Origin of the sequence: Flavobacterium sp. A45 (assembly GCF_002001005.1) — a bacterium.
Classification (GTDB): domain Bacteria; phylum Bacteroidota; class Bacteroidia; order Flavobacteriales; family Flavobacteriaceae; genus Flavobacterium.
Map to the genome: position 1 here is coordinate 1 of NZ_MUNX01000057.1, position 15,054 is coordinate 15,054.

Sequence of the window (15,054 nt, forward strand, 5' to 3'; positions counted from 1 at the left end):
GTAAAAAATACCTAACAAACGAATTATACCGTTTTGGAGGAACCAACTCAATAAGAGGATTTGCAGAAAATAGCTTACAAGCCAATTTTCTGATCGTTCTAATGACAGAATATCGATATTTAATTTCCCAAAATTTGTACTTCAATTCCATACTAGATTATAGTTATTATGAAGACCAAACAATAACACTAAAAGAAAACATAAATGAAAAACTTCTAGGGATTGGAATAGGTTTAGGCGTACAAACCGCTAATGGTTTATTGAAATTTGCAATCACAAACGGAAAGACAAAAAACGAAGAAATAAAATTTTATAACACAAACATAACGTTAAGTTATAATGTTAAATTTTAGCTTTAACAAAAAAAAGAGTTTGAGATATTAGGATAGTTAACAAATTATTATGATTTTTGCCTCACTAATTCAAAATATTTAAAAATGAAACTAAAGTTCAATGGATTCTTAGTACTCCTAGTAGTACTAGTGGCGCAACTAACTTTTGCGCAAGAAAGATCTGTTTCAGGAATTGTTTCCGACAATGCAGGCATGCCTTTACCAGGTGTGAGTGTATTAGTGAAGGGAACAAAAAATGGAACTCAATCAGATTTTGATGGAAAATACTCTATCAAAGCAGCACCAAGTGACGTATTGGTGTTCAGTTATGTTGGTATGAAATCTTCAGAGAAATCTGCAAGCTCAACAACAGTAAATGTAAAATTAGCTAGTGATGCAACTCAATTAGAAAGTGTTGTAGTTACGGCTTTAGGTATCAAAAAACAAAAAAGATCTTTAGGTTACGCAACTGCAAACGTAGGAGCAAAAGATCTTACTGAGGTGGCAAACGTTAACGTTTTCGAATCTCTATCGGGTAAAGTTGCAGGGGTCGATATTACAGCTCCAGCACAGCCAGGTGCTTCTTCAAAAGTAATCATTAGAGGTTTTAACTCACTTACTAGTAGCAGCCCTTTATATGTTGTTGATGGAACTCCAATTAACAATAGTTCAAATGGCGCTACTGGTAACAACAGATCGTTTGACGCAGGTAATGGGGTGAGTGATTTAGATCCTAACAACATAGAAAGCATGTCAATCCTTAAAGGAGCAGCAGCATCAGCCTTGTATGGATCTAGAGCTGCGAACGGAGTAATACTTATTACTACCAAGTCTGCCAAAAACAAATCTAAAATTACTGTAGATGTAGTATCATCTTCAGATTTTTCTGAAGTAGGAAGAATTCCACACTTCCAAAATGAATTTGGACAAGGATGGGCTGGAAAATCGTGGTCAAACAATCAACCAGGAAATAATGCAAGTAACGAAAATGGATCTTGGGGACCAGCTTTTAATGGAGAAATTAGGCCTTGGGGTTCTATCGTTGATAATTCTCAACAAATAAAGCCTTACGTGGTTCTTGAGGACAACCTTAAAGATTTTTATGACAGAGGAACAACTTTTTCAAACAGTGTAAGAATTAGTGGTGGTGGAGAGAACTCAAATTTCTCATTAAGCTATTCTGATGTTAATGCAGATGGTATTATTCCAACCGACGCTGACGCATACAAAAGAAAAACTTTTGGATTAAATGCAGGTATCACAGATAACCGATTCAGCATTAAAACAAGCATTAACTATATTAGAAAGGATCAAAATGCAGTAAACACAGGTCAAGGACAAGCCTCTGGAGAAGGAAACACTTTGAGCCAAGAATTATTGCAAATGCCAAGAGATATCAGTATTGTTGACCTTAAAGATTACACAAATAATCCGTTCAACAACAATAGTAATTTCTTTACTCCTTATGCTTCTAATCCTTATTGGTCAGTAAATGAAAACAGCACCAAGATAGATGGTAACAGATTATTCGGAAATGTTAATTTTACATATAAGATTAATGATAAACTTTCAGCAAGTTACCAAGGAGGAGGTGACTACCGTGTAGAAACAATTAAATCATATGGTGCGATTGTAAATTTTGAACCAGGATCTGCACAAGCTTTAGCATCTACAATTCCAGTTGTAGGAGGAGTTACAGAATCCACAAACGAAAACACAGAGTGGGACAATAACTTAAACTTAAACTATAACACTAAAATTAATGACGATTTTGGTATTAATGCTCTTTTAGGGTTTAATTCAAACGAAAGAAAGCAATCCTTTTTACAGGCAGCCATAACAAATTTGGATATCCCAAACTTTTATGAATTATCAAATTCATCATTAAAACCAGTGGTTGCACAAGGAAACTCAATCAGAAAATCTTACGCAGTATATGGATCATTAGAGGCATCATACAAAAACATACTTTACATGACTGTAACTGGAAGAAACGATTGGACTTCTACCTTGCCACAAGGAAATAACTCTTACTTCTACCCTTCTGTAGCATTAAGTGGTATCGTTTTAGACAGCCCTGAATATTTCTTAAAACTTAGAGCTGGTTATGCTCAAATTGCAAATGACACAGCGCCATACCAAACAGAATCTTCATTAGCTCAAGGAGTTGCTGGATTAGGATTTGGAACAATAACTCTTCCAATTGGTGGTGTTAACGGTTATGAATATTCTGGAAATTTAGGTAATTCAGAATTAAAACCAGAGATAACTAACGAATTTGAGGTTGGATTTGAAACTGCTCTGTTTTCTAAAAGAGTTAATCTTGATGTTTCCATTTATAAAAAGGATACTGAAGGAGTTTTATTCGCAAGACCTTTACCTACATCAACTGGATACACTTCTCAAACTGCAAATATTGTAGACATAGAAAATAAAGGTATCGAAGCTGCATTAAACATTGCTGTTATTCAAAATGAAGATTTTAAATGGGATTTTGCTACCACTTTCACTAAAAACATGAATGAGGTTACTGATATCGTAGGTGGTGTTAATAAATTATTACTAGCTTCAAATTATGGCGTATCATTTAATGCTGTAAAAGGCCAACCTCTTGGAGATTTCCAAAATTTTGTTCCAAGAAAAAATGATGACGGACAATATATTGTAAATGCAGCTACAGGATACTACGAAGTTACAGCTGACGAACAAAGCATCGGAAATGCTCAAAGAGATTTTGTTATGGGTTTCAAAAACAAATTCACATATAAAAATTTGGTTTTAGCTTTTGGTATTGATTGGAAAGAAGGCGGTGAAATGTATTCTTATACAAAAAGATTATCACATTTTACAGGAAATGGTATTGAAACTGCTTACAATGACAGAAACACATTCGTAATACCTAATTCTGTAAATGAAGTTTTTGATGCTTCAGGAAACGTTACTGGTTACACTGAGAACAGTACTGCAGTGTCTTTTGAAAGCATAACAGATTTCTACAACACATCCAACAATGCTGCAATTGAGAACACTCATGTAATTGACAAAACATTTGTTAGACTAAGAGATATTTCCTTAACATATAACGCCCCATCAGATTTTTCTAAAAAAATGGGATTAGTTAATGCTTCTTTAAGCATCTATGGAAAGAATTTAGCTTTATGGACACCAGACGGAAACGCCTACATTGACCCAGAATTATCAACTTTTGGTTCTGGCTTATTAAGCGAACAAGGAGAATTTGGAACAAATCCAGCTCAAGTTTCTTATGGAGCATCTCTTAAATTAACATTCTAAATTAAAGAAAAATGAAAAAAGTAATATTAAGTATATTCATCCTAACAACTACACTTATAGGATGTAGCGATTTAGATATCAATAGAGACCCAGACCTATTAGACCCAAACAGCGCCCCTCTTTCAGCTCAATTACCAGCAGGAATAAGTGGACTTATTGGAGCAGAAGGAGCCTCATTAGCTATTATTGGAGGTATGTGGTCTCAATATTGGACACAAAGTAATGCTGCCAATCAATATAAAGACATTGACACATACGCAATAGGAACGTCAGATTATAATGTTGTATGGAACGGAATGTATGACGCATTGGGAGACATCAGAAATGTTAAACGTAGAGCATTAGCTGAAGAAAATTGGAAATATTACTTAATTGCAACAACTTTAGAAGTACAAGCTTCTCAAGTATTAACAGATATGTATGGCGATATTCCTTACACTGAAGCAAATAACGTTAATATATTGACTCCAAAATTCAATACTGGCATAGAAGTTTACGACTTCTTAATTAATGATTTAAACTTAGCGCTATCTAAAAACTTAGATGACTCAAAAGGAACTAATCCAGGAAAAGATGATTTCATTTTTGCTGGTAATATGAGCAATTGGACAAAGTTAGCCAATACGCTGAAACTAAAAATCTACATGAGACAGACTAACAGTTCAAGAAAAGCAATTGCTGACGCTGGAATTACTCAATTATTAAGTTCTGGAGCTGAGTTTTTAGATGTTGACGCTGGAATGACTCAATTTATTGATGCACCAGACCAAAGTAATCCGTTGTACGAATATAACAACAGAAAACTAAATACAGCCACTAACTTAAGAATGAGTACAACTTTAGCCTCATTATTTGACGCAAAAGTTGACCCAAGAAAAGGGAAGTATTACGGTGCTGGAAATTCTCTTAATCAAGGAGATTTAAATAATCCTGCAGGTTCCGCAACATTTGCAATCGTAACTTTAAAAGCTACTACCCCTGCTTATTTGATGACAAGAGAAGAAAGTCTATTACTTCAAGCTGAAGCATTAGAAAGAAACAGTCAATCTGGGAAAGCTAAATATGACGCAGCTGTTCTAGCAAATTTTGCTAGATATAGTTTAAACGGAGCTACTTTTGTTGCTGCTGGTGGTGGTTATGCATACCCAACCGCAGGTACTTTTGATCAAAAATTGGAAGCTATTATTACTCAAAAATGGATTGCTAGTTTCCCTGGAAATGGTTTTGAAGCCTTTTTTGAAACAAACAGAACTGGATATCCAAAAACTTCTGCTGTTTACCAAGATAACGCTGGATATATAGCTGGTCAAATTGTTTATTCAAAAGGAGGAATTACAAATGGTTTATTCCCAAAAAGAATGGCATATCCTCTTACTGAAAGAAATGCAAACCCTAACGCGCCTGCTTTAGTACCAATAACAACTAAAATCTGGTGGAATTAAAAACATACGATATGAAAAAAATAATCACACTTATACTTACAGGTCTATTATTTATGGCTTGTAGTACTGATGATACAGCAAATGTATCATCAGTAACCAATTATCCTTTAATTTCACTTAAAGGTAGTGACCCAATATTTGTTCCTCTAGGCGGAACGTATGCAGACCCTGGATGTGTCGCTACAGAAAACGGACAACCAATTCCTTTTACAAGTACTGGATCTGGTAATTTCAGAGGAGGTTCTTCTATTGACACTAATATTATGGATGAATACAGCCAAACTTACACTGCCACTAATAAAGATGGATTTAAAGCAAGTGCAGTAAGAAGAGTTATTGTATATAAAACTGGAGATTTAGTAAACAGTATTGAAGGTGTATATACTTGTACTATCAGTAGAAATGGAGCAATTCCAAGTAATGCATACAGAGATATTAAATATATCTATATCTGGAAAAATACTGACGGTACTTATGAAGTATCTGATGCATTTGGCGGGTGGTATCAATATGGAAGAGCTTTAGGCATAGGATACATTACACCAGGTGGAAAAATTAATGCTGTAAACATTGCAACAAACACATTTACATTCCCTGGGAATCCATTAACAAATACTGGTTTTGGAGGAGTTGCAAACATGACTGAAATGACTGTTAACGCAGCAACTAAAACAATAGTATTTACAACTACTTGGCTAGCTCCAACTGCATACACATTTGTAGCAACACTAACTCAAGTTCAACCTTAATTATAACAAAATGAACAAACTAAAAAATAATATTATAAAAGTCCTTTTTGGTATTCTTATAATGACTTCATTCTCTTCTTGTGATGAAGGAGGTGATCCAAATCCAGGAGGAACAACAACTGAGCAATTTGCAGGTGATTGGTATATCGACATTTCTGATGCATCAGGAATACTTGCTCAGCATGTTCATCATTACACATATAACACTGCTGCTAATGACAACACCATGTGGATTGATGATCACGGAGATGGTTATGAAATAAAATGTAAAATGACTATTAATAGTGATGGTACTTTTAGTGCTACTGCTTCTCCTAACTTATTGGATTTAGATGCAACTGGTAAACCACAAAGCACAGTCACAATTACAGAGGGTAAAATAGAAAAAGGAGCAGCGGAATCTAAAGGAGGACATAAAGTTGATAAGATTTCGTTTAAAGCTGAATTTAGTTATGATCCAGGTACCATAATTACCTATGAAGGTCATAAAAGAACTGGTTTCAAAGAAGACGAATACTAGTATTTTAACTATGTTAAAATTAAACCATCCCATCATTTGGGGTGGTTTTTTTTATACAAACCTTTTGCTTAACTTTGCACCATGGAAAAAGAGCATCAAATTTTTGGAATAAGAGCGATAATTGAAGCCATTCAGGCGGGCGCAACAGTAGATAAAGTATATATTCAGAAGGAAGCGAGCAGCGAACTAATGAAAGACTTGATGAAAGTAATGAAAAGAGGAAATATCAATTTCTCCTATGTGCCTGTTGAAAAACTTAACCGATTGACTCCCAATAATCACCAAGGTGCAGTAGCCACAGTCTCCCCTATCTCATTTTATGATTTGGAAACCTTGATAGAAACCGTTATTGAAAACGGTAAAAAACCTTTATTTTTAATTCTAGACCAGATATCGGATGCGCGTAATTTTGGCGCAATAATCAGAACTGCAGAGTGCACTGGTGTTAACGGGATTATCGTACAAAAAGCGGGTTCGGCTCCTGTAAATGGTGATACAGTAAAAACATCAGCAGGTGCGGTATTTAATATTCCAATTTGTAAGGTAGAGCACATAAAAGATGCTATTTTCCTTTTGCAGGCAAGCGGTATTAAAACTGTTGCCGCAACCGAAAAAACAGACCAAAATATTTATGATATTTCACTGAATGAACCTGTAGCCATCATTATGGGTTCAGAAGATCGAGGAGTAAACCCATCAGTACTTAAAATCGTAGATGACAAAGCAAAACTTCCAATGTTTGGATCTATTGGATCATTAAACGTATCCGTAGCTTGTGGCGCTTTTTTATATGAAGCAGTTAGACAGAGAAGCTAACAATTTTAGATTGCAGTGCCAAAGAAAAAACTTTGATTATTAGATTGCAAAATATAAAATATAGATAAACACAAAATGAATCAAGACTCTGGTTTTGATTCATTTTTTTCGTTTATATCGTTTTGATTTTCGATAAAATCATAAACGACATTAGAACTCGATTGAAAAAAAGGATTGACTTCAATTTCATTTTCTTCAATAATTTCGGGTTTCGGTGGATTGACAAAATTACCATTTTCGTCAAAACGTTGCATAAATTTATCTTCGGACGGGTCATAATCAGGTCGCTCCCAATCATATTTTATCACTTTTTTGAATTCTGGCTTTTTATATAAAAAAGTAAGTACAAAACCTGCAATTAATCCTGACAAATGACCTTCCCAAGAAATGGTTTCATCAATTTTTGGAAAAACATACCAAACCATTCCACCATAAAGAATAATCACGGTGAGAGACAAGGCTACCAGCCGATAATATTGGGTTTGTAAGCCTTTAAAAAAAATAAAAGAAACCAATACATAAATTAAGCTACTCGCTCCAATATGATAATTTTCTCTTCCGATGATCCAAGTTAAACCTCCGGAAAGTAGGATTCCATACACCAATATTTCTATTGCTTCTTTACTGTAAAAAAAGAAAAGTGCCGCTAAAAGCACAACTAATGGTATGGAATTATTATAGAGGTGTTCTATATTCGAATGAATGAATGGGCTAAAAATAACACCCTGCAATCCAGAAAAAGTCCTCGGCAAAATTCCGTTTTCATCAAAATCAAATCCAAACCGAATTTCTAACCAATAGACAAACCAAAGGAACAGCACGAAAAAAAGCGGCACTCCTAAAACAGCATTGGTGAATTTAAAATGATTTTCTTCCATTATTCAGACCGCTAAATTGTTAGATTATTTTACAGACTCTTAAAACAAATCAAAAATGTATCCAAAAGCAATTTAGTGCTATTTTGTCATATAAAATAATTTCGTCATGTAAACGAATGCCCAAGCCCTGATGGAAACGGCATCCTTTTGTGTCCCGTTTTTTCAACGAGACACAAAAGATATAGTGGACAGCAGGACACGAGCGAAGCGAACTGACGAAGTAAACAGCTCCTGAAAAATATACTTGTAAAAACTGAAAATTCCGTATTTTTACAAAATGGAAGCACCTTTAGCAGAACGTATACGCCCGCAAAAACTAGAAGATTATATTAGTCAGCTGCATTTGGTTGGACCTAATGGCTCGCTGACGCAACAAATTGCGAAAGGAATTATCCCATCCTTAATATTTTGGGGACCTCCGGGAACGGGAAAAACGACTTTGGCTCAAATTATTGCACAAGAGTCTAATCGTCCATTTTATATATTAAGTGCAATTAATTCTGGAGTCAAAGATATTAGGGATGTAATTGAAAAAGCAAAACAAAGCGGCGGGTTATTTACCGCCAAAAATCCTATCTTGTTTATTGATGAAATTCATCGTTTTAGTAAATCGCAACAGGATTCCTTACTAGCGGCTGTTGAAAAAGGATGGATTACACTCATAGGTGCTACGACCGAAAACCCAAGTTTTGAAGTTATTCCTGCGCTATTGTCCCGATGCCAAGTGTATGTTTTGAATGCGTTCTCTAAGGCAGATTTAGAACATTTATTGCAAAGAGCGATGAAAACGGATACTTATTTAACCACAAAAAAGATCGAACTGCAAGAAACAGAAGCGCTATTGCGTCTTTCCGGCGGCGATGGACGCAAACTATTAAATATTTTTGAATTGGTCGTAAATGCCTCGGCTGCAGATGAAATTTTGATTACCAATAACCGAGTTTTTGAATTGGTACAGCAAAATACGGTTTTATATGACAAAACTGGTGAACAACATTATGACATCGTTTCGGCTTTTATAAAATCAATTCGGGGAAGTGATCCGAACGGTGCCGTTTATTGGTTAGCCAGAATGATTGAAGGCGGTGAAGATGTGAAATTCATTGCCAGAAGAATGCTGATTTTATCAAGCGAAGATATTGGAAATGCAAATCCGACGGCTTTTATAATGGCTAATAATGCTTTTCAGGCGGTATCGACCATTGGTTATCCCGAAAGCCGAATTATTCTGAGTCAGTGCGCTATTTATCTTGCCACTTCTCCTAAAAGCAATGCGTCTTATTTAGCTATTGGCACAGCTCAACAACTAGTAAAACAAACAGGTGACTTACCTGTACCAATCCATTTGCGTAATGCTCCAACCAAATTAATGAAAGAGTTAGGATATGGCGAAGATTATAAATATTCGCATGATTATGCCAATAATTTTGCAGAACAGGAATTCTTGCCAGAAGCTTTAAGTAATACACCTATTTATGTTCCCGGCGCAAATTCCAGAGAAAATACTACTCGTGAATTCCTGAAAAATCGCTGGAAGGATAAATACGGATATTGATGTTAGATTGCAGAATGCAAATTTAAAATATAACCCCGGAGCAGACACCGAGGTTTTGTTGGGAACAATTTCCTAAATGATTTTAAAACTTAAAAGATTAAAACTTCACTTTAATTTTCTCCGACATTAAAGTATCTTTTTCGTAATATTCAAAAAACCATTGGTTTTCTTTTAGGATCAAAACACCTTGTATGCCTTCTTTAGAGGCTAAATAAATGGATGGATTGGTAGTTTTAAAAGCTTTCAGAACCACTTTTGGTGTACTGTCTACTAATTGAAACCCGTTTTTAATAGGCTGTGCAAACAAGACTGAACCATCAGGCTCGGTACTACTGCTAGGCACATTCACTGCTACAGCCACTACTGTAGCCGGAACGGCAACTGAAGCAACAGATGCAACCGAAGGAGATGCCACTGCTGTATTTGCATTATTTGCAGGTAACGTGCCGTTATATTTATAATTCAGTGCATAAACAGAGGTGAAAGCCATATTCAATGCTTCAGAATAAGCTACTTCATAATCTTTCTCTTTGCTTTTTCCTACTTCCGATTTATAAACGACTTTACCGTTACAATCTTTGAAAACCACGTAGAGTTTTGTTACCAAAAATGCATTATCCTTTATTAAATCCACATTTAACAAACTACATCTGTCATTGTATCCGCCAGGAAAGGTTTCATTTGCATAAAAAGCTTCAAATCCTGCTTTTTTTAAATTAACCTTAGTTAAGGTACACAGACGATACTGGTTTTCGGACTTAAGAAAATCATATTTTAAAGGAATAATTACTCCCGCATAATCATTAACCGATTGAGAAAAACCATAGCTTGAAACAAGCAGCAATAGGAATAGAAATTTAGTTTTCATGTATTATAAATATTTTTTTAGTTCTAATAAATGTGTTACTTGTTTAATGTTTTGTTTTACTTCAATGTTTTTATCATTAAAAAAAATAGCATCCAATCCTGCATTTAATGCGCCCTGCACATCAGCGTCGAGGCAATCCCCAATCATGAGACTGTTTTCTTTTTTGGCCTTCGCCAAATTAAGGGCATGCTCAAAAATAATGGGATTGGGTTTCTTAACGCCTGCCATTTCAGAATTGGTAATTGTCTTAAAAAATCCCGCAATATTCGAATTTCTAATTTTTTTGTATTGCACATCGGCAAAGCCGTTGGTAATAATATGCAATTTATACTTTTTTTCTAGATATTCCAGCACTTCAATCGTTCCATCGAACAAATGGTTGTTTTCGGGCAAAAGCTGAATGTAATCATGAGCGATACTTTCAATTTGGGCATCGGAAACAAAGTATTCTAATGCATCAAAAGTATGCTTAAGACGATTATAACGTAATTCCGCGTGGGTAATTTTATCGTACTGGTACAATTTCCAACACGCCTGATTGATAGGAATATATTTTTCTATAAAATCGGCTATTTGAATTGTGGGATGGTCTTTCTTAAAAATAGTTTCAAAAGCCAAACTCGAATTGGCATCAAAATCCCAAAGCGTATGATCTAAATCAAAGAAAATATCGGTTATTTTAGAAGATAACATGTAATGCAATTATTTAAAAATTCGTTTATCAAAAGGAAAATCAACCTGTTCTATGATTTTAATTTCATAAAAATCTGCATGATACGGATTAATCAAAAAATTAAAATCTCCTTTCACTACCGCTGACGGCACTTTCAATACACAGGCTTCATTTCTCCTTATGAAATCGTCTCCCAAAAGCGGTGTCTCAAAGGTACAAGGAAAAACATTCCAATCTATATTTAGTTTTTTAAAATCTAATGCTTCAATGAAAATATCATCTGGAATATCAATTGTTAACATCACAAAATCATTGGGCAATGTGGCTAATGAAAGATGAACCAAAACTTCGGCCATTGCCAAAGCCCTGTTTTGGGCACAATAAATAATTTCTGTTCCTTTTGAATTCCAACGTGCTCCCGAAATCGAAGCTCCTTTTCCAGATAATTCTATCGGATACTTTTTTCTTGCTAATCGAAAAACTTCCATTATACAAAAATCCCCTGGTCAATTTTATTCAACTCATTTACAACCATTTCTTTTCCATAAGAATCTCTAAGCAATTCAATAGGCTGGAGGTTCCCAAGTGCAAACGAAGGTGTTTTCAGCCACATATAAAATTGTGTTTCGGTATCAAAAACAGTATTCCCCAAGGAAGTTACCTCAGCCAATTCTAAAATTTTTTCCGATTGCAAAGGCTTAAAAATAAAATCCTCTTTAATTTTATTTCGTTGCAGTGATTTTGTGGAAATCCCCAAAAAAGAAGCCCAATCCTCTTCATTAAAAGGAGTTATTTCTTTTATCAAATTAAAAAGTTCATACGGAATTCCTTCGCGAATAGCATGCACAATTAGCATTCTATTTTTCAAAAACTCATCATAAGTGATCTTTTTATTCAAAAGCTTATATCCTCTCTCCTGCTCCACTCTATTGACTAAAACTCTAACAGCTTTATCAATAGCTTCTCTTGGTTTTAATTTAATCGCTTCCATAAAAAAATACATTTGTCTGTAAATATAAGACAAATGTCTTATTTAAGCAAGTTTTTTAAAATATTCCTTCATCAACAAAACTATAATAACCAGATTCTGTGATAATTATATGATCTAAAACAGGGATATCTAATTGTTGCCCAGCAGTTTTAATCTTTTTTGTTATTTGAATATCGGCATCACTGGCCTGCAGTTTTCCGGAAGGATGATTGTGCACCAAAATAATTGCGGTTGCATTTTGCTCAAATGCTATTTTAAAAACAATTCGAACATCGACCATTGTTCCAGTCATTCCACCTTTGCTCAACTGTGTTTTGAAAAGTATTTTATTTGAATTATTCAAAAACAAAACCCAAAATTCTTCGTGTGGCAACTCTCCTATTATCGGTTGCATAACTTCGAAAACTGCTTTACTTGATGTTATTTTTGCTAACTCAACTGCATCTTCGCTTCGCCTTCTTCTTCCCAACTCCATAGCGGCAATTATAGAAATCGCTTTGGCTTCGCCAATTCCTTTAAAATTCATTAATTGCGCAATAGATAGCTTCCCTAAAGCATTTAAATTATGATCGACACTTGCCAAAATTCGTTTACTCAAATCCACAGCCGATTCGTTTCGACTTCCAGAACCAATAAGTATCGCAATCAATTCGGCATCACTCAAAACGCTTTTCCCTTTGAGCATTAACTTTTCACGAGGCTTATCGTCTTCTGACCAATTGGTGATTGGTATATTGTTTTGTTCCATTTTACTTTTTTACAGTTATGCTAATGTAATCATAATCCTTATTTATTAACAGATAGTAGAGAAAAATCATACAGTTAAAATTATTTTTTTTATTGTTTAAAGAGTAACTTTAAAACAAAAAATATGAAATCAATAATTGTCTTATTAATAGCAATATTATTTTATGGCTGCAGCCAAAAAGAAAAAAATAAACTTCAAGCAGTAACTACTGAAGCTTCAACCACAACTTTTGAAGAAAAACTATCCAGAGCAGCAATCTCCATAATTGATCCTACCATAGATTATGACCCAGCTTATATTTCTATAAAATATCCAAATGGTGATGTTCCAAAAAACAAAGGGGTTTGCACTGATGTAGTGATAAGGGCTTACCGAAAACTTGGTATTGATTTACAAAAAGAAGTTCACGAAGATATGAAGGCTAATTTTTCGTCATATCCAAATTTGAAAAAATGGGGAATGACGAAAACGGACACAAATATTGATCATCGAAGAGTTCCAAACCTTGAAGTTTTCTTCGAAAGAAAAGGAATAAAATTAGCTGTATCAAAAAACGCAGAAGATTATAAAACTGGTGAAATTGTAACTTGGATGATTAACGAAAAGTTACCACACATTGGAATTATTACCAACAAAAAATCAGCAGATGGCAAGCGAAATCTTATCGTTCACAACGTTGGCTACGGACAGGTTTTGGAGGATTGTCTGTTCAGCTATGAAATTGTTGGACACTTTAAATATGTAAAATAAAAAATGTGCCAATTACAAAATTGCAATTGGCACATTAAATATTATAAACAAAACAGTTAGTTTATTCAACTAATCCTTTTACCTCATCAAAATTCAATCCACCGTAATTACCTGAACTCATCAATAATAAAGCTGAATTTTCTAGATTTAGGTTAAATAAATATTCTTTGAAAGCTGTTGGGTTGGTGTAAATAATCAAATCTTCTCTATTGAAAGCTTTGGCAATCTGTTCATAAGTCACTTCTTCCAATTGTTTAATTTTCACAGCATCTGGTGAATAGAAAACCACAGCAACATCAGCATATTCAAGTGCTCCTTCATATTCTTTCAGGAACTCGGCATTCAAACTACTGTAAGTATGAAGTTCCAAACAAGCCACAACGGTACGGTTTGGGTATTGCTCTTTCACGGCTTTAGTGGTTGCAGCCACTTTGCTTGGCGAATGGGCGAAATCTTTATATGCAACTTTGGTTTTGCTTTCGGCAATTTTTTCCAAACGTTTCGAAGCCCCTTTGAAACTGGCAATCGCTTCATAAAAATCGGCTTCATCAACTCCCATATTTTGGCAAATCCATTTGGCTCCTGCCAAATTATTTAAATTATGCGCACCAAAAACTTCAATAGGCATAGGGCCTTCAGGAGTTTCTAATAATGTAACGCCGTCTTTTACTTCGTACTTTGGAGTAGTATAAGGAATTTTACGAATTGGATTAGTCGCTTTTTCGGCAACACGTTTTACTTCTGAATCATCTTCATTGTAAACCAAGATTCCACCATTTGTAATTTTATCAATAAAAATTTCAAACTGCTCTACGTAAAAATCATAGGTCGGAAAAACATTAATATGATCCCAGGCAATTCCGGAAATCAAGGCAATATTTGGTTGGTATAAATGAAACTTAGGCCTTCTGTCAATTGGCGAAGACAAATACTCATCGCCTTCCAAAACCATAAAATCATTTTCTTCGGTAAGATGAACCATTGTATCAAAACCTTCCAATTGAGCGCCAACCATATAATCTACTTCAATATTGTGGTAATGCATTACGTGCAAAATCATTGAAGTTATAGTCGTTTTCCCGTGTGAACCGCCAATAACCACTCGAGTTTTGTTTTTGGACTGCTCGTATAAAAACTCAGGATACGAATAAATTTTAAGTCCCAATTCCTGCGCTTTCAAAAGTTCAGGATTATCGGCTTTAGCGTGCATTCCAAGGATTACAGCTTCAATATCGAAAGTGATTTTCTCCGGAAACCAGCCTAACTCAGCAGGCAGAATTCCTTTCTTTTCCAAACGGGATTTCGATGGTTCAAAAATCGCGTCGTCACTTCCCGTAACCTGATATCCTTTGTTATGTAATGCCAATGCTAAGTTGTGCATTGCGCTTCCGCCTATGGCAATGAAATGTGTTTTCATTTATATTTATCCGTTTATTCG

Annotated in this window: 15 protein-coding genes; 8 read left to right on the forward strand and 7 right to left on the reverse strand. The window is 34.8% G+C overall.

Going from position 1 to position 15,054, the window contains the following annotated elements; translation table 11 throughout:
- From B0E44_RS03860 to rlmB, 6 genes are all read left to right on the forward strand, one after another.
- A partial coding sequence (locus B0E44_RS03860) for a BamA/TamA family outer membrane protein (protein ID WP_165688764.1) occupies nucleotides 1-353 on the forward strand: 353 nt, incomplete at its 5' end.
- Between the two features lie 84 nt (nucleotides 354-437).
- Nucleotides 438-3,626: a SusC/RagA family TonB-linked outer membrane protein gene (locus B0E44_RS03865; RefSeq protein WP_077370885.1), complete on the forward strand. Its 3,189-nt coding sequence runs from the start codon at nucleotides 438-440 to the stop codon at nucleotides 3,624-3,626.
- Nucleotides 3,627-3,637: 11 nt separating this feature from the next.
- A complete protein-coding gene (locus B0E44_RS03870; protein ID WP_077370886.1) occupies nucleotides 3,638-5,068 on the forward strand; it encodes a SusD/RagB family nutrient-binding outer membrane lipoprotein in 1,431 nt (476 codons plus the stop codon).
- A gap of 11 nt (nucleotides 5,069-5,079) precedes the next feature.
- Nucleotides 5,080-5,817 carry an immunoglobulin-like domain-containing protein gene (locus B0E44_RS03875; protein ID WP_124019273.1) on the forward strand — a complete coding sequence of 246 codons (738 nt, stop codon included), beginning with the start codon at nucleotides 5,080-5,082 and terminating at the stop codon, nucleotides 5,815-5,817.
- 10 nt (nucleotides 5,818-5,827) lie between these two features.
- Nucleotides 5,828-6,337, forward strand: coding sequence for a lipid-binding protein (locus B0E44_RS03880; protein ID WP_077370888.1), 510 nt, complete (start codon nucleotides 5,828-5,830; stop codon nucleotides 6,335-6,337).
- 81 nt (nucleotides 6,338-6,418) lie between these two features.
- Entirely contained in the window at nucleotides 6,419-7,153 is a 735-nt protein-coding gene (gene rlmB / locus B0E44_RS03885) for a 23S rRNA (guanosine(2251)-2'-O)-methyltransferase RlmB (protein ID WP_077370889.1), read from the forward strand.
- A gap of 80 nt (nucleotides 7,154-7,233) precedes the next feature.
- Here rlmB and B0E44_RS03890 read toward each other — a convergent pair whose 3' ends face one another.
- Entirely contained in the window at nucleotides 7,234-8,031 is a 798-nt protein-coding gene (locus B0E44_RS03890; protein ID WP_077370890.1) for a rhomboid family intramembrane serine protease, read from the reverse strand.
- 277 nt (nucleotides 8,032-8,308) lie between these two features.
- Between B0E44_RS03890 and B0E44_RS03895 the strand changes: the two genes are divergently transcribed.
- Nucleotides 8,309-9,586: a replication-associated recombination protein A gene (locus B0E44_RS03895; RefSeq protein WP_077370891.1), complete on the forward strand. Its 1,278-nt coding sequence runs from the start codon at nucleotides 8,309-8,311 to the stop codon at nucleotides 9,584-9,586.
- A gap of 97 nt (nucleotides 9,587-9,683) precedes the next feature.
- On the opposite strand, the gene B0E44_RS03900 is transcribed toward B0E44_RS03895, so the two are convergent.
- Genes B0E44_RS03900 through radC form a run of 5 tightly spaced genes read right to left on the reverse strand, consistent with a single transcriptional unit; the run spans nucleotide 9,684 to nucleotide 12,866 of the window.
- Nucleotides 9,684-10,454 carry a hypothetical protein gene (locus B0E44_RS03900; RefSeq protein WP_077370892.1) on the reverse strand — a complete coding sequence of 257 codons (771 nt, stop codon included), beginning with the start codon at nucleotides 10,452-10,454 and terminating at the stop codon, nucleotides 9,684-9,686.
- Nucleotides 10,455-10,457: 3 nt separating this feature from the next.
- A complete protein-coding gene (locus B0E44_RS03905) occupies nucleotides 10,458-11,147 on the reverse strand; it encodes a YjjG family noncanonical pyrimidine nucleotidase (RefSeq protein WP_077370893.1) in 690 nt (229 codons plus the stop codon).
- 9 nt (nucleotides 11,148-11,156) lie between these two features.
- Entirely contained in the window at nucleotides 11,157-11,615 is a 459-nt protein-coding gene (locus tag B0E44_RS03910; protein WP_077370894.1) for an RES family NAD+ phosphorylase, read from the reverse strand.
- Nucleotides 11,615-12,118 carry an antitoxin Xre-like helix-turn-helix domain-containing protein gene (locus tag B0E44_RS03915; protein ID WP_077370929.1) on the reverse strand — a complete coding sequence of 168 codons (504 nt, stop codon included), beginning with the start codon at nucleotides 12,116-12,118 and terminating at the stop codon, nucleotides 11,615-11,617. Before B0E44_RS03915 ends, B0E44_RS03910 begins: the two co-directional genes overlap by 1 nt.
- A 55-nt stretch (nucleotides 12,119-12,173) precedes the next feature.
- Complete coding sequence (gene radC / locus B0E44_RS03920; RefSeq protein ID WP_077370895.1) at nucleotides 12,174-12,866, reverse strand: DNA repair protein RadC; 693 nt, start codon at nucleotides 12,864-12,866, stop codon at nucleotides 12,174-12,176.
- Nucleotides 12,867-12,989: 123 nt separating this feature from the next.
- Between radC and B0E44_RS03925 the strand changes: the two genes are divergently transcribed.
- Complete coding sequence (locus B0E44_RS03925) at nucleotides 12,990-13,616, forward strand: DUF1287 domain-containing protein (RefSeq protein WP_077370896.1); 627 nt, start codon at nucleotides 12,990-12,992, stop codon at nucleotides 13,614-13,616.
- Nucleotides 13,617-13,677: 61 nt separating this feature from the next.
- Here B0E44_RS03925 and murC read toward each other — a convergent pair whose 3' ends face one another.
- Entirely contained in the window at nucleotides 13,678-15,033 is a 1,356-nt protein-coding gene (gene murC / locus B0E44_RS03930) for a UDP-N-acetylmuramate--L-alanine ligase (protein WP_077370897.1), read from the reverse strand.
- Nucleotides 15,034-15,054: the final 21 nt, after the last annotated feature.

Excerpts from the sequence above, each read along its gene's own strand:
- rlmB (WP_077370889.1), top strand. The coding sequence starts at position 6,419 with ATGGAAAAAGAGCATCAAATTTTTGGAATAAGAGCGATAATTGAAGCC.
- radC (WP_077370895.1), bottom strand. The coding sequence starts at position 12,866 with ATGGAACAAAACAATATACCAATCACCAATTGGTCAGAAGACGATAAG.
- B0E44_RS03865 (WP_077370885.1), top strand. The coding sequence starts at position 438 with ATGAAACTAAAGTTCAATGGATTCTTAGTACTCCTAGTAGTACTAGTG.
- B0E44_RS03900 (WP_077370892.1), bottom strand. The coding sequence starts at position 10,454 with ATGAAAACTAAATTTCTATTCCTATTGCTGCTTGTTTCAAGCTATGGT.
- B0E44_RS03895 (WP_077370891.1), top strand. The coding sequence starts at position 8,309 with ATGGAAGCACCTTTAGCAGAACGTATACGCCCGCAAAAACTAGAAGAT.
- B0E44_RS03870 (WP_077370886.1), top strand. The coding sequence starts at position 3,638 with ATGAAAAAAGTAATATTAAGTATATTCATCCTAACAACTACACTTATA.
- B0E44_RS03905 (WP_077370893.1), bottom strand. The coding sequence starts at position 11,147 with ATGTTATCTTCTAAAATAACCGATATTTTCTTTGATTTAGATCATACG.
- B0E44_RS03890 (WP_077370890.1), bottom strand. The coding sequence starts at position 8,031 with ATGGAAGAAAATCATTTTAAATTCACCAATGCTGTTTTAGGAGTGCCG.
- murC (WP_077370897.1), bottom strand. The coding sequence starts at position 15,033 with ATGAAAACACATTTCATTGCCATAGGCGGAAGCGCAATGCACAACTTA.
- B0E44_RS03925 (WP_077370896.1), top strand. The coding sequence starts at position 12,990 with ATGAAATCAATAATTGTCTTATTAATAGCAATATTATTTTATGGCTGC.
- B0E44_RS03915 (WP_077370929.1), bottom strand. The coding sequence starts at position 12,118 with ATGGAAGCGATTAAATTAAAACCAAGAGAAGCTATTGATAAAGCTGTT.
- B0E44_RS03880 (WP_077370888.1), top strand. The coding sequence starts at position 5,828 with ATGAACAAACTAAAAAATAATATTATAAAAGTCCTTTTTGGTATTCTT.
- B0E44_RS03875 (WP_124019273.1), top strand. The coding sequence starts at position 5,080 with ATGAAAAAAATAATCACACTTATACTTACAGGTCTATTATTTATGGCT.
- B0E44_RS03910 (WP_077370894.1), bottom strand. The coding sequence starts at position 11,615 with ATGGAAGTTTTTCGATTAGCAAGAAAAAAGTATCCGATAGAATTATCT.